The organism is Amycolatopsis sp. NPDC004368 (assembly GCF_053602515.1).
The window spans coordinates 39,515-60,164 of sequence record NZ_JBSGDT010000040.1 but is presented as its reverse complement, the minus strand read 5'-3'; the positions used below and the strand labels follow the sequence as shown (position 1 = coordinate 60,164).

The window sequence follows — 20,650 nt, the reverse complement described above, 5'->3', positions numbered from 1 at the left end:
GGTGACTTTCTCCTCTGTGCGGGCGCGGACGCGCCGCCCACGCTGGTCCTCACCCACCACCGACAGTCTGCGCCCCGAGAGGACTCGGGAGGAGACCGATGACCTTCCAGCTGGCGCCGGTCGGCCGGCTCAGCACCGAGCAGGTGACCTCGGTGCTGCGGGCCGCGACCTCGGCGCCCTCCACCCACAACACCCAGCCCTGGCTGTTCAGCATCGACGCCGACGGCATCGGGCTCCACGCGGACCACGGCCGGGTGCTGCCCGTCGCCGACGCCGACGGGCGTGAGCTCCTGCTCTCCTGCGGCGCGGCTCTGTTCAACCTGCGCGCGGCCATCCACGCCGCCGGGGTGAACCCGGTGACCACGCTCTTCCCCCGGCGCGACGAACCCGGCCTCCTCGCGCTGGTGCGGCCCCGCACGCCCGCCGCGGTCGACCACCGGGTGGCCGAGCTGGCGAAGGCCATTCCGCGGCGGCACACCAACCGCGCGCCGTTCGGCGCGGACCCGGTTCCGCCGGCGGTGCTCAACCCGCTGCGCCACGCCGCCGAGGCCGAACAGGCCTGGCTGCCTCAGCTCGACGCCGACCAGCTCGCCGGGCTGCGTGAGCTCGTGCACGAAAGCCACCTCCTGCATGATGCCGATCCGGCGTTCCGGGCCGAATGGCGGCGGTGGACCGGCGGCGCGCTTGGCCGTCCCGACGGCGTGCCGACCGCGGCGGAGACCGCCGACGACTCCTGGGTGCTGCGCGACTCCGGTACCGCCGGGCTGCGGCCTCTCGTCGTGGTCGTCGGTTCCTTCGGCGATTCGCCCGCCGACCGCGTACGGGCGGGCCAGGCCATGCAGCGCGTGCTGCTGACCGCCACCGTGCACGGCCTCGACGCGTCGTTCATCTCCCGGCCGATCGGGATCGGCGCCACCCGCACGCGCCTGCGCCACCTCCTCGGCGACGGTCTGTGGCCGCAGATCGTGCTGCGGCTGGGCTACGGTTCCCCGGTCGCGTGGACTCCCCGGCGGGCGCTGGACGAGGTGCTGCTCGACCGGCCGTCGGTCAGCGCGTGAACGGACTTCAGTCCCGCTCTGCGCGCAGTTCCGTCGCCAGCACCGCCGCCTGGGTGCGCCGTTGCATGCCGAGCTTGGTGAGCAATCGGGAAACGTAGTTCTTCACCGTCTTTTCCGCGAGGAACATGCGTTCGGCGATCTGGCGGTTGGTCAGTCCCTCGCCGATGAGGTCGAGCAGTGTGCGTTCCTGCTCGGACAGCTGCGCCAGCGGGCCTTTCTTCTCCGCACCGGCCCGCAGTTTCGCCATGAGCGCCGCGGCGGCGTGGGCGTCGAGCAGTGACCTGCCTGCGCCGACTTCCCGCACCGCCGAGACCAGGTCGAGGGTTGTGATGTCCTTGATGACGTAGCCGCTCGCCCCGGCCAGCACGGCGTCGAGCATCGCCTGCTCGTCGGTGTAGGACGTGAGCATCAGGCACTTGAGCTCGGGCAGCTTCGACAACAGCTCCCGGGCGAGTTCGATGCCGTTGCCGTCCGGCAGGCGCACGTCGAGAACGGCGACGTCCGGTCGCAGCGCGGGAATGCGGGCCAGCGCCTGCGAAACGCTGCCGGCCTGCCCGACGACGGTCAGGTCCGGTTCGTCCTCCACCATCTCGGCGACCCCGCGGCGGACCACTTCGTGGTCGTCGACCAGGAAAACCCGCAGCATCACCACTCCTCGCACCCCGTGCACCACCGAAGACTACGACCCGGGGACCTCCCGCAGAGGGGACCGAAGTCCCCGGACGAGCGCGATTGGTCCTCAGGTTCGGTCCGTGACCGTCCACGTCAGCCGGGTTTCGTCCTCGACGCGGTCCACGGTGAGCGCACCGCCGATTCGGCGCCCGAGCTCGGTCAGCTCGGCCGCGGCGACCCGGTCCAGGGCCGCGCGGCCGGTGCAGCGGACCACCGCGGTGAGGCGGTCGGGGTCCGCTCGCAGCTCCACGCTCGCCGCCGTGGCCGCCGCGTGCCCGGCGATCAAGCGCAGTGCCGTTTCGAGGAACGGCACCACGGCTTCGGCGTGATGGGGGTCGAGTTTGCCGGTGAACCGCGTCGCCACGGTGAAACCGAGCCCGGGCGCCGCGTCGGCCAGCACGCGCAGCACGGCGTCGCGCAGTGACACGCGGTTCTCGTGAACGGGCGCGTCGAGCCGGAACACCGTCTCCTGGATGTGGCCGATCACGTCGTCGAGATCGGTGATCGTGTCGCGCAGGCGCGCCACGACAACCGGTGACTTGGCCAGTCCGACCGTGGTCTGCAAGGAGATCCCGGTGGCGTAGAGGCGGTGCACGATCTCGCCGTGCAGTTCGGCGGCGATGCGGTCCCGCTCGTCGTGCAGCGCGTTGCGTTGCTGTTCGGCCCTCGCGGACGCCAGTTCGATCGCCACGGCGGCCTGGTCGGCGAACGCGGCAGCCATCTCGAGCTCGTCGGCCGAGAACGCCGGCCGGCCCGTCCGCCGGGCCGCGGTGAGCACCCCGGTGATCCGCCCGGCGCCGGTCAGCGGCAACGCGAGCACCGCGTCCAGGTCGAGGCGCGGATCCCCCGCCCGCGGCCAGGAACCCACCCTCGGTTTCCCGCTCGCCAGCACGAGTCCGGACAGCGTGGCCCCGGCCGGCACGAGGGCACCGATCAACGATTCGGCTTCGAGGCCGACCGCGTGGTCCACGCGCAGCACGGCCGGGTCGTCCGTGGGCCGCACGATCGTGACCAGGTCCGCGGCGGCGAGGTCCCGGGCGTGCCCGGCGACGAGGTCGAGCGGGCTGCCGGCGTCAGGCGCCAGCAGCGCCCGCGCGATCGCACCCGAGGCGCGCAGCCAGGCCTGCCGGCTGCGCGAGGTCTCGTACAGGCGCGCGTTGTCGATCGCGCTCCCGGCGGCGGCCGCCAGCGCCAGCACCAGCTGCTCGTCCTCCGCGGTGAAGGGGCCCCGGTCCCCGTCCGCGAGGTACAGGTTGCCGAAGACTTCGCCGCGCACGCGGATCGGCACGCCCAGGAAGCTCTCCATCGGCGGGTGTTCCGGCGGGAAGCCGATCGAGCGCTGGTCGTCCTGCAGCCGCGTCAGCCGGATGGGCTGCGGATCGTCGATGAGCGCGCCGAGCAGCCCCTTGCCCTCCGGCAGGTGGCCGACGCGCGCGACCGTTTCCGCCGGCATGCCGGCGTGCACGAACTCCGTGAGCCGCCCGTCGGGACCGACCACGCCGAGCGCCGCGTACCGCGCCCCGACGAGCTCACGGGCGGCGTCGACGATGCGGCGCAGCAACGCGGGCAGTGCCAGGTCGCTGGTGATCATCTGCGTGGCCCGCAACAGCACCCGCAGGCGGCCCTGCGTGCCCATCACCTCCTGGGCGCGCTCCACCAGCTGGCCCAGCAACTGGTCCAGTTCCAACCGAGGCCGATCGGGGAACGTCAGCCGGCCCGCCTCGGCTCCGTTGTCGTCGCTCACCCCGGCTCCCGCCCCTCGGCGGCCCGCGTCGGACGAAACCGCGAAGCGGTTCAGTCTTTCCACTTCGCCACGACGCCGTCAAGGTGGCACCGCGTCCGGTGTGGCGCAGGTGTTTCAGCAGTGCGGCAAGGGAACGGTGGACGTCGGGCGGATCGTCATCACGCTCCGGCCGAGACGATGTCGGCCCCGATGACCCCCGGCACCGCAAGGGCGAGCAGGGTGGCGACGTGCCGGTCGGTCGCGTCGTCGAAGCGGTCGACGATCCGCACCACGCCGTCGTGGACCTCGACCTTCCAGCGCCCGACACCCCCGTAGATCTCCAGGCGGTGGCGAACGTCGGCCGAGATCGCGGTGTCGGATCGCGCGAGCACCCGGACCACGTCGCCGCGGGTGACGATGCCGACGAGCCGGCTGCCGTCCACGATCGGCATGGCGCGGATCTTCGCCTCGACCAGCGCCTGGCACAGGTCCGCCACGTCGGTGCCGGGTGCCATCGCCGTGACGGGCGTGGTCATCACCCGCTCCACCGGGGTCTCGACGGCGGCGGGGAGATCGTGGCGCAGGTGCGCGGACCGCGCGTCTTCCGGGATCCGGCCGCGGATCAAATCCGCCTCGGTGACGATCCCGATGAGACGGTCGTCGTCGTCGTCGACCACGGGCAGTGCCGTGAACCCGCGCGCCGACAGCACTTCGGCCGCTTCCTTGGCCGAGGACCACGGGTACACCGTGACCACCGGCGCCGACATCAGGTCTCGTGCGCGCATGAGTTGCTTCCTTTCTCTTGTGCTGCGGTGAAAGCAGGACCGACCCCCTCAGCCGCGACGGTGTCGTGCCCGGATCCGGCCCGGCGCGGTGACCAGGGCGCTGCGCTCGCTGACGACCATCACCGGGCATTCGGCGTGGTGCAGCAGCGCGTGGGTCGTCGAGCCGAGCACCATGCCCGTGAACCCACCGCGGCCGCGGCTGCCGAGAACGACGAGTGCGGCGGACCTGCTCCGCTCGATCAGCCGGTCGCGCGGACTGTCGCGCTCCAGCACGGGTTCCACCCGGACGTCCGGGTACCGCATGCGCCACGGCTCGAGCCGCGCGGCGAACGCGCGCCGCTCGGCTTCGTGGGCGACCGCGGGCGCCGGATCGGCCGCGAACGGCCGGCCGTCGTAGCTGTCGTGCCAGGAGTGCAACGCGACCAACCGCGCCTGCCGCACCGATGCTTCGTCGAACGCTCGCGAGACGGCGGCGCTGCTCGCCGGGCTGCCGTCGACGCCGACGACCACCGGCCCGTCGGTGCGGGTCGCGCCCGCACCCCGCACGATCACCACCGGGCAGTCGGCGCGGGCGAGGAGATCGGCGTCCGGGGAACCCGCCAGCAGCCCGGACAGTGTCGCCGTGGGTGGCCCCAGGACCAGCAGCAGCGCGCTAGCCGACGCCGCGCGCAGTGCGGACTCGACATCGCCCGTGGTCGTGGCGGCCGCGACGAGGACTCCCGGCCGGTCCGCGCTGAGCTCTTGGCGGGTCTTCAAGGCGATTTCGCGCGCGGCGGCACCGCCGCGCTCCGGCCGGGCTCGGTCGGGACCGGTCACGGTGAGCACGGTGAGCGAGGTCTGCCAGACCGCGGCCTCGCGAACCGCCCAGCGGGCCGCCACTGCCGCGGGTTCGCTCCCGTCCACCCCGACGACCACGGGGCGCCTGCTCACGGCGCACTCCCGTGGCCGACCAGCGCGGCGCGGCGCACGCCCGCCGGCGCCCCCCGCGGGGTCCGGCCGAGCCGCAGCAGTGCCTGCGGGAACCCGGGCAGGTCCTGGTCCCGGCACAGTGCCGAGAGCGGCTGGGTGAGCTCCGAGGTGGAGAGGCCGAGCCGGATCGCCTCGAGCCTGCACCGCTCCAGCACCAGGCCGGCGCGGACGTGGTCGACGCGGCCGTCGCCGGCGGTCAGCACGAGCACGAACGTCTCCCCCGCGGGCCGGGAGGGCACCACGGGCGCCGCCCACGGGAGCTCACCGCCCGCCACCACGGGTGCGTGGCGGCCGGCCCTGCGGATCGTCCACGGTGCGCGCTGGTAGGCACCGTCGCCGCGGACCCGCGCTGCGTGGTCGAACAGCGCGGCCAGCTCTCCGGCATCGGGCCGGGGCACCGCTTCCGCCCCGGTCGTCGCCCCGGCCCGGGCAACACGCGCGGCCCGCGGAAATCCCACCGGCAGCCCGGTGAACCGGCTCCGGTGGCCGCGTCGGGTGGCGATCGCGGCGAACCGCTGCAGTTCCACTTCCGACGGCGGCATCCACGCCCGCGTGCCGATGCGAGCCACGACGTCGGGCGAGTCCGGGTCGGGCAGCACCACGACGTCGGCGCTGCGCCCGAGCGCGCGCACCGCGAGCTCGAGGTCGGCCAGCGCCGCGCCGCACGCCATCGCGAGCCCGCGGCGCCCCGGATCGTGCCGCGGCAGTGCGACATCGGCTCGTTCACGCAACAGCACCGCACCCGCGACCGCTTCCACCGCCCACGGGTGTGTGTCGTGCCCGGACGGCGCCCGCCGGACCGCTCTGGCGAGGATCTCGGCTTCGGCGTTCGTCCAGCCCCCGGGCCCCGATCCGGCGGTGGTCTTCACAGTGGCTCCTGACTGTGTCGGTGTTCGCGGACACCACCAAGCCAACCGCGCACCGCCGTGCCCGCGCGGCGGCCACAAGCCACCACGGGAAAGGACCAACGTCACCCGGCGACGTGGAACCGCCCGGGTGTCCACACCGGACTCAAGGGCGGAACGGCTCGGCCCGGGACAGCCGCGACGGCCACCAGGTGCGGCGGCCGAGGTCGAGGGTGAGCGCGGGCACGAGGAGCGTGCGCACCAGCAGGGTGTCGATCAGCACGCCGGCCGCGACGATGAACGCGATCTGGGCCAGGAACAGGATCGGGATGACGGCGAGCGCCGCGAACGTCGCGGCGAGGACCACGCCGGCCGACGTGATGACTCCCCCGGTCACGGCGAGCCCGCGCAGCGTCCCCGCCCGGGTGGACGAACGCCGGGTCTCCTCCCGCACCCTGGTCATCAGGAAGATGTTGTAGTCGACGCCCAGCGCGACCAGGAACACGAAGCCGAACAACGGCACCACCGGGTCGGCGCCGGGGAACCCGAAGACCGAGTTGAACACGACCGCGGACAACCCCATCGTGGCGGCGAACGACAGCACGACCGTCGCGATCAGCAGCAGTGGCGCGAGCAAAGCCCGCAACAGCAACGCCAGCACGAGGAAGATCACCACCAGCACGATCGGGATGATCAGGTTCCGGTCGTGCTCCGCCGCGATCCGGGTGTCGAGCTGCACGGCGGTGGGCCCGCCCACCACGGCGTCCGCGCCCGGCACCGCGTGCACGGCTTCGCGGATGCGCAGGACGGTGTCGACGGCCGCGGTGGAGTCCGGGGCATCGCGCAAAACCACCTCCACCCGGGACCGGCCGCCGACGACCGGCGGCACCACGGTGGCCTGCTCGACCCCGTCGACCGCGGCGGCCGACCGCACCGCGGGGGCCGCGCCGGCGTTCGTGATGACGACGGTCGGCGCGCCGGCGCCGCCCGGGAAGTGCCGCGCCAGCACCTGCTGTCCGGTGACGGAGTCGACCTGGTCGAGGAACACGTCCGACTGGCTGGTGCCGGTGGCTTTCAGCTGCGGCAGGAACGCCACGCCGACGGCCAGCACGAGCGTCACGCCCACCCAGATCGCCCGGGGAGACCGGCCCACGAACTCCGCCACGCGGCCCCACACGCCGGCGATCTCCGGGTGCGGAGAGCCGAGCGCGGGCACCCGGGGCCAGAAGACGGCGCGGCCGAACAGGACCAGCACGGCCGGCAGGAAGGTCAGCGACGCGACGAGCGCCGACGCGATGCCGATCGCCGCCACCGGACCCAGTGCCTTGTTGGAGTTCAGCTCGCTGAAGACCAGGCACAGGACGCCGAGGATGACCGTCGCCGCCGACGCGACGATGGGTTCGACGGTGCCCCGCAAGGCCGCCCGCATGGCGCCGAACCGATCACCGGTGTCGCGCAGCTGCTCGCGGAAGCGCGATACCAGCAGGAGGGCGTAGTCGGTCGCCGCGCCGAAGACGAGGATCGACAGGATGCCTTGGCTCTGCCCGTTGAGATCGATGATGCCGTTGTCCGCCAACAGGTACACCGTCAGGCTCGCCAGTCCGAGCGCGAACACGGCGGACACGAGCACCAGCAGCGGCAGCAGCGGGCTGCGGTAGACCACGAGCAGGATCAGGGCCACGACCGCACCGGCGACCAGCAGCAGCACCCCGTCGATCCCGCCGAACGCAACCACGAGATCCGCGATCTGCGCGGCCGGCCCGGTCACCAGCAGGGTCAGCCCCGAGGGCGCGCCGGCCAGCTCGTCGCGCATCTGGGTCGCGACGTCGCCGGGGTTGCCGGACGCGTCGATCCCGACCACCACCTGAACGGCCCGGTCGTCCCGCGGCGCGGGGATGATCGGCGACACCGGCGCGACGACCCCTGGCAGCCGGGCGATCCGGGCGGACCGCTCGGTGAGGAACGCGCGGTCCGCGGCGGTCAGCCCCGTGGACCGCTCCGCCACCACGACCGCCGGCAGCACCTCGCGGTCGACGAACGCCTGGGCCTGCGTCTGCGCCTGGGTGGCCTCGGCGCTGCGGGGCAGGAACGCGGAGCTGTCGTTCTGCACGACGTCGCCCAGTTTGCCGGCGAAAGGTCCCGCGAGCGCACCGAGCGCCAGCCACAGCACCGTGAGCACCGCCGGGAGCAGCCACCGCAGGCGGTTCGGGCGGCGGGGGCGTGGGGCGTCGTCGCTCACCTCTTGACATCCCTTCTTACGGGTCCGTTTTATTTCCACCATAGAAATATTCGATGATGGAACCGTAGAGTGGGGAGCTCGTGATCGCAACCGAGCTCCCGCGCGACGACGACAACGAGGAGCACGACATGGCAGCAAGCCCGGCGGCCCCGGCCGGCGACCCCCACGGGCTGGCCGGGCTGTTGCGCCGCCACGCCGTGGAGACCGAGCGCTACGTCGCGACGTTCGGCGCCGGCCACGGCCTGCACCGCACCGATCTCAACGCGCTGGCCGTGGTCATGGACGCCGACCGGTCCCGGGAACCGATGACCCCCGGCCGCCTCAGCGCGGCGCTGCACCTGAGCCCGCCGGCCACCAGCGCGCTCATCGACCGCCTCGAACAAGCCGGGCACCTGCGCCGCACCCGCAGCGCCGCCGATCGCCGCCAGGTCGACCTGCGGATCACCGACTCCGCGCTGGCCCTCGGCGCCGCCCTCTTCGGCCCGCTCGCCGACCACGTCCGCGCGGCCATCGGGCGCTACAGCGAACCGGAGCAAGCCCTCATCGCGCGGTTCCTGCGGGACGTGTCGGCCGCCGTCACCGCCGCGACCGACGATCGGGAACCCGCGGATCGAGGACGGGAAAAGCCCCACTGAACCGGAGCGCCTGCCCGTCCTCCTGCGGTGTCATCCCGGTGGTACCGCGGCGATTCCCGTCTCCTCGGCACGGTCGATCGTGTTCTGCGGGCCACGCCACCACCTCAGCCGCCCCCAGCCGAGGATGGTCATCAGGATCGCCCCGACTACCACGTACAGGCTGAGCACGATGAGCTGCTGTGTGATCGCGTTCCCGTGGAAGTAGAGGGTGTTGCGGACCAGGGTGACTCCATTCCACGGAGGCAGGATCGGGCCCAGGAACTGCCAGAACGCCGGCAAGTAGGCGGTTCCGTTCACCCCGCCGGTGGAGGGGTTGCCCAGGAACACGACCAGGACCACCGTGACCAGGGTGCCCAGCGGCCCGATCAGGCTTTGCAGGGACCCGGCCAGCATGGCCACCGCCAGCAGGACGAGGGCGAACTCACCCCACAACGGCCAGAAGTTGCGCCCCACGTCCGGGTAGGCGTGCAGTCCCGGGCCCACGATCAGGTTGAACACCAGACTGGCGACGACGGCGTACCCGGCCAGGATGGCGACCCGGCGGTGCGCGGCGGCGTGCCCGGTGCGCTGCATCGCCATCGTGGACCCGAGGTAGCCGGCCACGAGCAGCACGAACACCACGAGCCCGGGGACCACCCCTTCGGGATCCTCCTTCGGCAGCGTGTTGATCACGCTGAAGTGGACCTGCTGCCCGAGCGCCTGGCCGGCCTTGAGGTACTCGGCGGGCATGACACCGGGCGCCCACAGGCTCGCCGCCTCCGAGATCACCACGGTGTTGGTCTGGGCGTTGAAGCCGCCGTAGATGGTGGTCTCGCCGGCCGCGGTCTCCAGGTCGGCCTGGTTGGCGTAGGTGTGGATGTCCATGTTGACGTTCTGCTGGACCGCGCTGGTCAGCGGCGACGGTCCCGTCACGCCCCACGGCAGGTCGCGCGCGACGACTCCGTGGTTGGCCCACACGTAGGTGGTCACCATGATGGTGCCCATCACCGGGGCGATGAGCAGGCCGACGAGGACCTTCCGCACCTGCGGGGCCCGGGCCGCGGCATCGGTTCCGGCACCGTCGGGGGGCGGCGAGTCCGGTTCCTCCCGGGGGTTGGGGGGCGCCACCCGGGCCGGGTCGTTCGAGGGCGCTGCCGAGCCGGTCGCGGGGCGCTCGGCATCCGGCGGACCTCCCGATGTGCTCATGGCGCCCTCCCTCGGAGCCTGGTGCTTCGCCTGCACCATCACAACTCCCGGCACGTTCGGGCATCACCTCGTCCGGATGAGGCCGCCGGAGCGCCCTGTCGTCGCGGGTTGCGTGCCGTGTCAGTGTTCGAGCGGCAGCAGCAATGTGGACAGGGCCGGCTTCGGGCGGGTCAGACGGAGGTGGCCGCCTTCGGCTTCGGCGAGGCGGCGGTCCAGGACGGGAGCCCCGCCGCCCGCGGCACCACCGCGGTGTGGTTCTTCCCCGTCGACCGGCCCGCCGATCTGCCCGGCGCGGCCGCGACACCGCCGAATCCGGCTGGGACGTCCGACCCGCGGATTGCCTGCCCGGTACCGAGAAATGCTGACCAACCGGGTGAGCTAGCCGGTGTCGCACCGGTCCGGCCGGAACCCGCGGTGATCCCCGGGCTCACCTGGGCAGCACCTGGTCGAGCAGGGCGGTGACGGTTTCCCGGTACCGCCGCGGATCGAGGTCGGGTTCCCAGGAACGCTGCAGGAGGAAGCCCTGGATGACGGCGAGCAGGACGCGCGCGAACATGGCGGGCTCGACGCCTGCCGGCAGCGGGAGGTCGGTGAGCGCGCGTTCGACGGCACCCAGCGGGAGCAGGCCGTCGGTGACGATGCGGCCGGAGGCGTTCGTCGTGCTGCGCGCGGGCCCAGACGTGGACGGTCACGCGCCGGCGGCGGGCCTCCTCGGGTTCGGCGATCCAGTCGAAGTAGGCGTTGAGGAACTGCCGCAGGGCGTCCGGGCCGCCGTTCGCGACCGCTTCGGCGATCAGGGCGCGTTCGTGGTCGTGGCGGTCGGTGGCGACCGCCTCGATGATCGCCTCCTTGCTGCCGAAGTAGCGGTAGATCGCGCCGGCGCTCATGCCCGATTCGGCGACGATCTCGTGCATGGACGCGCCGTCCGGGCCGGCCTTCTCGAAGCACGTCATCGCCGCGTCGAGGATCCGCTGCCGCTGAGCGGCCCGGCGCTGCTCACTGATGCGGGGCACACTGCCTCCTCGCGATCGCGATCCGGTACACCCGCGAACCGCCGCCGGCCTCGAACGTCGACACGTCCTTGTCGAAGCCGAAACCGCGGTCGGCGAGGGACAGACGAACACACTCGGTTTCCCCGCGTGGAGCCCGCTTTCGCGCAGTCGGCCGGCGAGGTCGTCGCGCTCGAAGTCGACGGGCACGTAGGTGACCCGGCCTCCGCCGAGCACCGCGCGTTTCCGGGCCTGTGTCGCGGGATGGTCGACCTCGAACACCGTGGTGGCGGCGAGCGCGAGCAGGCGGTGCGCCCGCGTGTCGTATCCGGCGCCGAGGAGCACGCACTGGCGCCGGACTCCAGGAGTTCGGCCAGTGCTTCGTCGATGACCTGGGTCCGCGCGGCGGCCGACGCCCGCGGCCCCGGCCCGGCGACCACGTCGTAGCGCCCGGTGGCGACGTGGCGGATCCCCGGGAGCTTCGCCGCCTCGGCCAGCACGTGAAGCCACGGTCTGAGGAACGCGGTGGCGTAGGGGTCTTCGAACCGCCGCCGCCCGCGGGGGCGGTGGGTTTCGAACGCCCGCTGCAGGTCCATCGTCTCGGCGGTGAAGCTTCCGCGGCTGTCCATAACGAATGATTGTCCGATTGAACGATTCCTGCCCGGTGTGCGGACCAATGCCGTAGGCGATCCGGCAGACCGGCGATTTCGCGTAGTGCAGGTCAGTCACGAGGTGGATCGAGATGAACGTGGAGCCGATGCAGGCCGCGCCCTGCACGCCCACGCCGAGCGTGGTGGCTTTGATCAGTGCGCCGGGGTACGGCCGCTGCGCGGACGCCGGCGGGAAACCTTGCCGGGCCGTCGAAATGGTGCGGCGATCGCGGGCGAGTCCGGCATCGATACCTACACCGGAAAACTGACGATCGCGGGCGAGTGACCGCGCCCGTCCACCACCCCTGACCGGCGGGGGCCGGGCACTCGCCCCGCACCGCACCCACTCTATGTCCACAGAGGACACACCCGTCAGATCAGCGCCTCGATCCGCACCGCCGCCCCCGAGGGGTCCACGCGGGCGAGCCACGACGCCGGCAGCAGCGCGGGCCGGGAGGGCACGAACTGGGGCAGGCGGCCCTCCCACAGGACGCGGTCGGCCTGGGTGACGCGGACCCGCGGGAGGTGGGCGAACACGCTCGGCCGCAGGATCACCCGGCCGCGGGCCGGGAGGTCCGACGGCGAGGAGATGCGCTGCGGGCTGCTCCAGGCGAGCGGGCCGTCGACCTCGATCGGGATGCCGGCGGCGGCGACCGAGGTCGTGCGGGCGGCCAGCCAGCGCGCGATGGAGCGGCCGGCGTGGCGACCGGACAGGGCCGCGACGTCCGCGGTTTCGACGGGGTGGCACAGGTTTCCGGCGGCGAAGAGGCCGGGCGTGGTGGTTGCGCCGGTCGCGTCGGTGGCCGGGCCCAGGGTGTGGGGGTCCATGCCGACGCCGGCGGTGCGGGCGAGCTCGTGGTCGGGCACCCAGTCGCCGGTGAAAACGACGGTGTCGCACGGCTCGGTCCACCGGTGGCCGTCAGCCAGGCGTTCCAGCTCGACCTCCGAAGGCCGCGGCTTGCCGCGCACCGCGACGACGCGGCTGCCGGTCAGCACGGGTACGCGGAACAGCCACCGCGCCCCGAGGTGGAACGGCAGGTAGCTCTGCGGACGCGACAGCTCGGTGACCAGAGCGGCGACCTCGACGCCGGCGTGGCGCAGCGTCATCATCGCCGAGTAGGCCACGTGCTCGGCGCCCACCACGACGGCGCGCCGGCCGACGGGCCGGTCGTGCAGGTACACCGTCTGCTGCAGCTGCCCGGTGGTGTACACACCCTGGCCGCGGTCGCCGGGCACCCAGCGCGCCGGGCGCGGGCGCTCGCGGGCGCCGGTGGCCATCAGCACCGCCGAGGCGTGCACCACCGACAGGCCGGCGGGCGAGGTCACCTCGAGGCCGCCGTCGCCGGAGAGGCCGGTGACCATGGTCGTGGTGCGCACGTTGACCCCGGCCGCCGCGGCGAGCGCGGCGTAGCGGCGGGCATACGCCGGTCCGGTCATGATCCGCCGGAAGTCGCGCAGGCCGTAGCCGGTGTGCGCGGAGTGCCGCGGAATCCCGCCGGCGACGGGTTCGCGCTCGATCACCTCGACGCGCTGAACCCCCGCTCGGCGCAGCGCGACCGCCGCCGCGAGCCCGGCCGGCCCGGCGCCGATCACGGCGACGTCGACATCGTGTCTGACCCGATCGTTCACTTCGCGGCCTCCGCCTTCACGGGCGCGTCCGCACCCTCGTCGACCAACCGCGCCACCGTCGCGCCGCAGTAGAAACCCTGGCACCGCCCCATGCCGGCCCGGGTCCGCCGCCGCAGTCCCTCCACAGTGGACGGCGGGATGTCGCTGTGCAGCGCGTCGCGGATCTCGCCGCGGCTCACGCGTTCGCAGAAGCAGACGATCTCGCCGTACGCGGGGTCCTCCTCGATCAGCGCGGCGTCCTCGGCCGGCCGGGGGTCGACCTCGCCGAGGTAGGGCATCTGCGGCGGGACGACGTCCGCGCGCGGCCCCGGCATCTCCTCACCCGGCCAGCCCGCCAGCTCCGCGCCGACGTGCTCGGCGATCGCGAGCGACGACGTGAGCCCGGTGGACCGGATGCCGCCCACGCACACGTACCGCTGGTCGGGGTGGAACGAGATCCGGTAGTCGCCGAACTCGGTCGCCGCCCGCAGGCCCGCGTAGATCGTGGTGACCTCCTCACGCAGCAACGCGGGCAGGATCCGGTTCCCCTTCTCCCGCAACATGGCCAGACCGTCCTCCGTGGACTCGGTGGCCGCGCGGTCGGTCAGGTCCTCCGCGGTGGGGCCGAGCATCACGTTGCCGTAGACGGTCGGGCTCACCAGCACGCCCTTGCCCAGCTTCGTCGGCACCGGCAGCAGAATGTGGTTCACCAGCGAACGCGCCAACTTGTCGAACACGATGAGCTGGCCGCGGCGCGGGGTGATCGTGAACGAGTCGTGCCCGAACATCGTGTGCACTCGGTCGCTGCCGAGACCGGCGGCGTTGACCACGGACCGGGCCCGCACGGGTCCGCGGTCGGTGTGCAGCACCGTGTGGTCCGCGCCCGATTCGGCTCCGGTCACGGTGCGGCCCAGCAGCAGCTCGACGCCGTGGCGCACGGCCTCGGTCGCGAACGCGAGCGTGGTCGTCCACGGGCAGATGATCGACTCCCCCGGCACCTCCAGGGCACCCAGCGCGCCCGGGCCGAGGTGGGGCTCGCGCCGCGCCAGCTCGGCGGGATCCACCAGCCGGGTCTCGTGGTAGCCGTTGGCCGCGGCCTTCTCGGCCAGCCCCGGCAGGGCGGCCAGCTGCTCGTCGGTCCAGGCGACCAGCAGGGCCCCCAGCGGCTCGACGGGGATCCCCGCTTTGGCCGCGTAGTCCGACAGCAGCCGGTAGCCCCGGGCGACGAGCCGAGCCTCGAGGGTGCCGGGGGTCGCGTCGAAGCCGGTGTGCAGGATCGCGGTGTTGGCCTTGCTGGTCACGTCGCCGACGTCGGAGCGCGCGTCCACCAGTGCCACGGATCGGCCGCGCAGCGCGAACTCGCGCGCCAGCGCCGATCCGACCACTCCAGCTCCGATCACGGCCAGGTCGTATTCGGGCTCTGGCATCAGGAATCAGCCTTTCCGGGAAACACGCGGCCTTCGCCGCTGAACTGCCGGGTCGCCGCCAGCGCGGACCGCCACCGGCCCACCTGCTCGGCGGCCCAGGCGGGTGACCGGCGCGGTTCGACGACCGTGCCCGGCCCGGCGTCGGGCAGCGGGCGGCCGGTGGCGCCGCGCAGCGCCAGGTCGGCGACGCCGAGGGCGGTCGCGTGCGGGGCGGCGGCGACCTCCACCGGCGCCTGCAGCAGGTCGGCCTGCAGCTGCACCAGCGTCCGCGACCGGGTGAGCCCGCCGTCGAGCCGCAGCCGGGGCGCGGCGCCGCCGAGGTCCGCCGCCGCGGCCTCGACGAGGTCCACGATCTGCGCGGCGATCCCCAGGCAGACCGCGAACGCGAGGTGCGCCCGCGTGGCCGCCAGGTTCAGGCCCAGGAAGCCACCGGTCGCGCCCGGTTGCCAGTGCGGTGCCGCGAGCCCGGCCAGCGACGGCACGAACACCACATCGGCTGGGTCGTCCACTGTGGACGCCAGGTCGTCGAGCTCACCGGCCGAGCCGAGCAGGCCGACGTCACGCAGCCACGACACCGCTTTGCCCACGGTGTACACCTGCCCGTCGAGGCACCACCGCCGCTGCCCGTCGATCCGCCACGCGATCGACGGCGTGAGCCCGGTTTCGCTGCGCCGCGGCCGGTCGCCGGTGTTGACCAGCAGGAAAGCACCGGTGCCGTAGGTGCACTTCGCCTCGCCCAGCTCCCGGCAACGCTGTGCCCACAGCGCGGCCTGCTGGTCGACGATCACCCCGGCGACCGGGATGTCGGTCCCGAACGCGCCGGTGGTGCCGACCACCTCGTCGTTGCCGGCCAGGCGCGGCCGGCGCTCGGCCAGCCCGAACAGCTCCCACGCCTCGTCGGACCAGGTGCCGGACGCCAGGTCGAGCAGCATGCTGCGCGACGCGGTCGCGACGTCGGTGACGAACTCGCCGGTGAGCCGGTGCAGCAGCCAGGTGTCGGTGGTGGTGACCACTCCCCCGGCACCCACGCGGTCGCGCAGCCACCGCATCTTCGGCGCGGAGAAGTACGGGTCGAGCGGCAGGCCGCTGATCTCGCCGAGCCGGGCGGCGGAGTCCCGCAGCGCGTCACACACCTCGACGGCCCGCCGGTCCTGCCACACGATGCACGGCGACAGGGCTTCGCCCGTCGCGGGATCCCACGCCAGCACCGTCTCGCCCTGGTTGGCGAGCCCGACGACACCGGCGCCGGCACCGGCCGCCGCAACGGCCGCGCGGCCGGCATCGAGCACCGACGCCAGCAGCTCACCCGGATCGACCTCGACCGCCCCGGGCGCCGGCGTCCGCACGGACAGCGGCCGGTCGACCTCGGCCAGCACGGTGCCGTCCTCGCCGACGACCAGCGCCTTGGTCGCGGAGGTCCCCTGGTCGATGGCCAGGACGGCGCCGGTCACGAGGCCGCGTCCTCGGCGACGGCCGGCTGCACGACCGTCAGGCCCGCGTCGCGCAGCTGCGCCACCATGTCGGGGTCCGCCGACGAGTCGGTGATCAGCGCCGTGATGCGGTCGAGCCCGCAGACCTTGCGCAGCGCGACGTGCCCGAGCTTGCTGCCGTCGGCCAGCACGTAGACCTCGGTCGCGTTGCTGATCATCCGGCGCCGGACGGCGATCTCGTCGAGGTGGTAGTCGGTGAGCCCGCCGGTCACGTGGACCCCGCCGGAGCCCAGGAACGCCTTGTCCGCGAAGAAGTTGCTCACCTGCTCCTCGGCGTCGGGTCCGGAGCACGTCAGCTCGTCGGGCCGCACGCGCCCGCCCACGAGGTGCAGGTTCACCTCGTCCCGCCCGGCCATCGCCAGGACGGCGCCGAGGTTGTTGGTGACGACGCGGCCGCGGAAGGCCTCGGGCAGCGCGTGGGCCGCGGCCAGCACGGTGGTGCCCACGTCGAGGAAGATCGTGTCGTCGCCGCCGACGATCGAGGCGACCACCTCCGCGATCTCCGCCTTGGCCTCGCGCTCGATGTGCTCGCGCTCCACGCGGCCGGGCTCGGCGCTGCGGGACAGGTTCTTGGCCTTGGCCGCGCCGCCGTACACACGGCGGATCGCGCCTTCGCGTTCCAGCAGCACGAGATCGCGCCGGATGGTCTCCGGCGACACCTCGAGCTGGGTCGCCATGTCCGCGGGCCGGAGCACCTCGCTGCTGTTCAGCAGCGCCAGGATCCGCCGTCGGCGTTCGTCGGGAAGCACGTTTCCCCCTACCTTCCTCGAATACACGAGCGAGCCGGGCCGGTCACGTTCTCCGCAGCACCCGGCGCAGGGCACCGGCCTGCTGCCCGAGCTCGTCCAGCCCGGCCGCGACCACGAGAGCCGCACCGGTCGCGATGGCCTGTGCGAAGTACGGCACGTTCATCAACGTCATACCGTTGTTGAGCACGCCGAGGAACACCACCCCGAGCGCAACGCCGAGCATGGTCCCCCGGCCGCCGCTGAACGCGACCCCGCCGAGCAGCACCGCGGTGAGCACCTGCAGCTCGAAGTTGGCCCCGAGCGTGCTCGGCGGGGCGGAATCGAGCCGCGCCGCGAAGAGCACCCCGCCGAGGCCGGCGGCGAGGCCGGTGACCACGAACACCAGCAGCGGCAACCGTTTCGTCGCGACCCCGGACAGGAACGCGGCCTCCCGGTTGACGCCGATCGCGTAGACCTGGCGGCCGGCGGGGGTGCCGGAGAGGAACAGCGCGCCGAACGCGAACACGATGAACGCGATCCACACCGGCACCGGGATCCCGAGGTAGAGACCACGGCCCAGCAGCGACATCCCCGTGCCGAAGTCGGCGGGCGGGTCCGAACGCAGGAACTGCGCGATGCCCCGGTAGAGCTGCAGCGTGCCGAGCGTGACGATGATCGGGCTGAGCCGCGTGTAGGACACGAGCACGCCGTTGACCAGACCACCCGCGGCGCCGACCACGAGCCCGGCGAGCACGGCGAGCCCCCAGTTGAGGTGGTGGTCGACGATGAGCATCCCGGTGACCACACCGGACAGCCCGACCGCCGAGCCCACCGACAGGTCCACGTAACCCATGATCACCAGTACCGCCTGCGGCACCGCGACGATGAGCAGCACCGCGCCCGAGAGCGCGATGTTCTTGATGTTCCCCACGGTGAGGAACAGGTCCGACCGGCTGGTGAAGAAGCCGATCAGCACGAGCAGGCCGATCAGCAGGGCCGACCGCAGGACGAGCTCCAGCACCGGCGTGCGCCGGGCGGTGCTCCTCTCGGACAGGGCGGTTGCCGTCGTCATGGGCGTACCTCCGGGAGGGTCGCTGCGGCGTCGTCGGACAGGTCGGTGGTGACCCCGGCGAACTGGTGGGCGTCGGCGAGCAGGGCGGACTCGGTGATGTCTTCGCCGGTCAGCTCGGTGGTGAGCCGTCCGCGGTCCATCACGACGGCGCGGTGCGCGAGCAGCGCGACCTCCTGGGCGTCCGAGGAGGCGAACACCACGGCGAGGCCTCGGGCGGCCAGCTCCCGGCACACCTCGTAGATCTGCCGCCGTGCCCCGACGTCGACGCCCTGGGTCGGCTCGTCGAGCAGCAGGACGGCGAGCTCCCCGGCCCGGGCGAGCCAGCGGCCGAGGACGAGCTTCTGCTGGTTCCCGCCGGAGAACTGGCCGCCCTTGCGGCCGCGCTCGGGCGGCTGGAGGTCGACCTGCCGGGCCGTGTCGGCGAACAGCCGCCGCTCCCCGCCGGGCCGGCGCAGGCCGAACCGGGCGAGCCGCCGGTACGACGGGAGCAGCAGGTTGTCGGCCGCGTTGCGGGTGGGCCACAGCGCCTGGCGCAGGCGATCCGACGGCACGAGCGCGATCCCGCGCCGCACCGCGCCCGCCGGGGTGCGCGGAGCCGACGGTTCGCCGTCGATCTCCGCGACCCCGCCGGCGGCGCGATAGCGGCCGGCGAGCGTCTCCAGCAGCGACGTGCGGCCGGAGCCGAGCACCCCGTAGAGCCCGAGGATCTCGCCGGACCGCACGTCGAGGTCGACCGGCCCGAACCGCGGCCCGGCGAGCTTCCGCAAGCGCAGCCGGACGGGGCCGAGATCGGTGGGCTCGGCCGGAGTGGTCGGCGCGCCGGTGCCGCCGGAGATCACCTCGACCACCCGTTCCGGGGCGACGTCGGAGACCTTTTCCCGCAGCGCGACCACGCCGTCGCGCAACACCGTGACACGGTCGGCGATCCGGAAGACCTCACCGAGGCGGTGCGTGGTGTAGACGATGCGCGCGCCGCCGGCCTTCATCTTGGCGATCTCGGCGAAGAGCCGTTCGGTCTCACTCTCCGAGAGCGACGCCGTGGGCTCGTCGAGGATCAGCACCCGCACGTCGGTGCGGTGCCACGCCTTCGCGATCTCCAGGAGCTGCTTCGTGCCCATCGGCAGGCCGCCGACCTTCGTGCCCGGCGCGACGTCGAGGCCGAACCGCTCCAGCAGCTCGGTGGTGACCCGCCGCTGACCACGCCGGTCGAGCACCCCGGCGACGGTCTTCTCCTGGCCGAGGAACAGGTTGTCGCTCACCGACAGCACGTCGATCAGGGACAGGTGCTGGTGGATGGTGGCGATCCCGGCGGCGAAGGCCCGGTTCGGGGTGAGCTGGCCCAGCGGCTCTCCGTCGAGCGCCAGCTCACCCGCGTCCGGGGTCACCACTCCGCCGATGCACTTGATCAAGGTGGACTTGCCGGCACCGTTGGGGCCGAGCAGCGCGTGCACCTCGCCGGGGGCGATGTCGAGGTCGACTCCCTTGAGGACGGTCGCCGCGCCGTATCCCTTGACCAGGCCTCGAATGGTGAGCGTCATCGGGTTCCTCAGCTGTAGTCGCTCAGGTAGTCCTTGAGCGAGGGGGTGCTCGCGGTGAGCGCGACCGGCGGCACGTTCACGCCCTTGTTGGGCTTGCCCTCCAACAGGTCTGCCGCCACGTCGGTGACCGCGAAGCCGATGTCGCGGATGCGCACGGCGACCGAGACGCGGTAGATCCCGCCCTGCGACACGGCCTGCAGGCCTTCCTTCGACCCGTCCTGCCCGCCGATGAAGATGCCCGGGTCCTTCGGGTCCTTGCCCGCGTTGAGGAACGCCTGCTGCGCGCCCAGCGCCACGTCGTCGTCGTAGCCGAGGACCATGTTGAGGTCCGGGTGCGCCTGCAGCACCGTGCGGGCGATCTGCTCGCCGTCCGCGCGGGTGCCGGCCTTCTGGGTGGAGACGATCTCGACGTTGCCGCCGGCGGCGAAGGAAGCCTTCAGCCCGTCGTCACGCTGCGCGCCCACCGCGAGGTCGCGGTTGTTGAGCACCAGCACCTTCACCGGTCCCTGGTGCTGCTTGGCCCAGTCGGTCGCGGTCTTGCCGAGTGCCTGACCGCTCTCGAGCCCGCTGAACAGGACCGACGCGTCCTGGTTCTTCAGCGGCGAGGCGTAGGACACGAAGACCGTGCAGTTGTCGCGCGCCTGCTTCGCGAGTGGTTCCATCGACGCCGGCTCGAGCGGGTACGACACGATCGCGGGGATCTTCTGCGTCACCCAGGTCTGCACGTTCTGGGTCTGCTTCTGCAGGTCCTCGTCGTCGGCGGTGTACTTCATCTCGTACCCGCGCGTCTTGGCGCGCTGCTCGGCGAACCGCTTGAGGTCGCCGTACACCGACAGCGACGTGAGCGGGTAGTCGAACCCGATCACCTTGTCGGTGGAGCGCTTGCAGGACTGGCCGCCGGCTGCCGCGCCGTTGTCGGCGGTGATGCCGCCGCAGGCGGCCAGCGACAGGGCCAGGACGGCCGCCGTGCCGGCGCCGGCCAGCCGGCGGAACAGGACGGGCTGTTTCATGGGAGTTCTCCCTGCAGTCGGGATTCC

Annotated in this window: 18 protein-coding genes and 1 pseudogene; 3 read left to right on the top strand and 16 right to left on the bottom strand. The window is 72.9% G+C overall.

Translation table 11 applies throughout. The features are described from left to right. The first annotated feature begins 98 nt into the window (after positions 1-98). Positions 99-1,058 carry an Acg family FMN-binding oxidoreductase gene (locus ACWEOE_RS35945; protein ID WP_452017219.1) on the top strand — a complete coding sequence of 320 codons (960 nt, stop codon included), beginning with the start codon at positions 99-101 and terminating at the stop codon, positions 1,056-1,058. A 7-nt stretch (positions 1,059-1,065) separates the two neighbouring features. Here the strand turns inward: ACWEOE_RS35945 and ACWEOE_RS35940 are convergent, their stop codons facing one another. The 6 genes from ACWEOE_RS35940 to ACWEOE_RS35915 all read right to left on the bottom strand — a co-directional run bounded on the left by ACWEOE_RS35940 (position 1,066) and on the right by ACWEOE_RS35915 (position 8,291). Further along, positions 1,066-1,704, bottom strand: coding sequence for a response regulator transcription factor (locus ACWEOE_RS35940; protein WP_452017217.1), 639 nt, complete (start codon positions 1,702-1,704; stop codon positions 1,066-1,068). Between the two features lie 93 nt (positions 1,705-1,797). Continuing rightward, complete coding sequence (locus ACWEOE_RS35935) at positions 1,798-3,474, bottom strand: GAF domain-containing protein (RefSeq protein ID WP_452017215.1); 1,677 nt, start codon at positions 3,472-3,474, stop codon at positions 1,798-1,800. 158 nt (positions 3,475-3,632) lie between these two features. Continuing rightward, positions 3,633-4,238: a CBS domain-containing protein gene (locus tag ACWEOE_RS35930; RefSeq protein ID WP_452017213.1), complete on the bottom strand. Its 606-nt coding sequence runs from the start codon at positions 4,236-4,238 to the stop codon at positions 3,633-3,635. Between the two features lie 48 nt (positions 4,239-4,286). Then, positions 4,287-5,168, bottom strand: coding sequence for a universal stress protein (locus ACWEOE_RS35925; protein WP_452017211.1), 882 nt, complete (start codon positions 5,166-5,168; stop codon positions 4,287-4,289). Continuing rightward, entirely contained in the window at positions 5,165-6,076 is a 912-nt protein-coding gene (locus tag ACWEOE_RS35920; RefSeq protein ID WP_452017209.1) for an Acg family FMN-binding oxidoreductase, read from the bottom strand. The genes ACWEOE_RS35925 and ACWEOE_RS35920 overlap by 4 nt, the downstream gene beginning before the upstream one ends. Before the next feature lie 142 nt (positions 6,077-6,218). Further along, positions 6,219-8,291, bottom strand: coding sequence for an MMPL family transporter (locus ACWEOE_RS35915; RefSeq protein ID WP_452017207.1), 2,073 nt, complete (start codon positions 8,289-8,291; stop codon positions 6,219-6,221). 80 nt (positions 8,292-8,371) lie between these two features. On the opposite strand from ACWEOE_RS35915, the gene ACWEOE_RS35910 reads away from it, so the two are divergent. Beyond that, positions 8,372-8,926, top strand: coding sequence for a MarR family winged helix-turn-helix transcriptional regulator (locus ACWEOE_RS35910; RefSeq protein WP_452017205.1), 555 nt, complete (start codon positions 8,372-8,374; stop codon positions 8,924-8,926). A gap of 30 nt (positions 8,927-8,956) precedes the next feature. Here ACWEOE_RS35910 and ACWEOE_RS35905 read toward each other — a convergent pair whose 3' ends face one another. The 3 genes and pseudogenes from ACWEOE_RS35905 to ACWEOE_RS35895 form a co-directional block, all read right to left on the bottom strand. Further along, complete coding sequence (locus ACWEOE_RS35905) at positions 8,957-10,111, bottom strand: hypothetical protein (RefSeq protein ID WP_452017203.1); 1,155 nt, start codon at positions 10,109-10,111, stop codon at positions 8,957-8,959. 170 nt (positions 10,112-10,281) lie between these two features. Beyond that, on the bottom strand, positions 10,282-11,124 hold the full coding sequence (locus tag ACWEOE_RS35900) for a TetR/AcrR family transcriptional regulator (RefSeq protein ID WP_452017240.1): 843 nt from the start codon (positions 11,122-11,124) through the stop codon (positions 10,282-10,284). 159 nt (positions 11,125-11,283) lie between these two features. After that, a pseudogene (locus ACWEOE_RS35895) lies at positions 11,284-11,445 on the bottom strand (class I SAM-dependent methyltransferase); the annotation flags it as partial. A 261-nt stretch (positions 11,446-11,706) separates the two neighbouring features. Here ACWEOE_RS35895 and ACWEOE_RS35890 point away from each other — a divergent pair. Next, entirely contained in the window at positions 11,707-12,036 is a 330-nt protein-coding gene (locus tag ACWEOE_RS35890; protein ID WP_452017201.1) for a hypothetical protein, read from the top strand. 86 nt (positions 12,037-12,122) lie between these two features. On the opposite strand, the gene ACWEOE_RS35885 is transcribed toward ACWEOE_RS35890, so the two are convergent. From ACWEOE_RS35885 to ACWEOE_RS35855, 7 genes are read right to left on the bottom strand one after another with little or no spacing between them, the layout of a single operon-like run. After that, a complete protein-coding gene (locus ACWEOE_RS35885) occupies positions 12,123-13,379 on the bottom strand; it encodes an FAD-dependent oxidoreductase (RefSeq protein WP_452017199.1) in 1,257 nt (418 codons plus the stop codon). Next, positions 13,376-14,785, bottom strand: coding sequence for an FAD-dependent oxidoreductase (locus ACWEOE_RS35880; protein WP_452017197.1), 1,410 nt, complete (start codon positions 14,783-14,785; stop codon positions 13,376-13,378). Before ACWEOE_RS35880 ends, ACWEOE_RS35885 begins: the two co-directional genes overlap by 4 nt. Further along, positions 14,785-16,236 (bottom strand): FGGY family carbohydrate kinase, encoded by a 1,452-nt coding sequence (locus ACWEOE_RS35875; protein WP_452017195.1) that lies wholly within the window; start codon positions 16,234-16,236, stop codon positions 14,785-14,787. Before ACWEOE_RS35875 ends, ACWEOE_RS35880 begins: the two co-directional genes overlap by 1 nt. After that, a complete protein-coding gene (locus ACWEOE_RS35870; RefSeq protein WP_452017193.1) occupies positions 16,233-17,024 on the bottom strand; it encodes a DeoR/GlpR family DNA-binding transcription regulator in 792 nt (263 codons plus the stop codon). Before ACWEOE_RS35870 ends, ACWEOE_RS35875 begins: the two co-directional genes overlap by 4 nt. Before the next feature lie 43 nt (positions 17,025-17,067). Further along, positions 17,068-18,075 (bottom strand): ABC transporter permease, encoded by a 1,008-nt coding sequence (locus tag ACWEOE_RS35865; protein WP_452017191.1) that lies wholly within the window; start codon positions 18,073-18,075, stop codon positions 17,068-17,070. After that, positions 18,072-19,613: a sugar ABC transporter ATP-binding protein gene (locus tag ACWEOE_RS35860; RefSeq protein WP_452017189.1), complete on the bottom strand. Its 1,542-nt coding sequence runs from the start codon at positions 19,611-19,613 to the stop codon at positions 18,072-18,074. The genes ACWEOE_RS35865 and ACWEOE_RS35860 overlap by 4 nt, the downstream gene beginning before the upstream one ends. 8 nt (positions 19,614-19,621) lie before the next feature. Further along, on the bottom strand, positions 19,622-20,623 hold the full coding sequence (locus ACWEOE_RS35855) for a sugar ABC transporter substrate-binding protein (RefSeq protein WP_452017187.1): 1,002 nt from the start codon (positions 20,621-20,623) through the stop codon (positions 19,622-19,624). Positions 20,624-20,650: the final 27 nt, after the last annotated feature.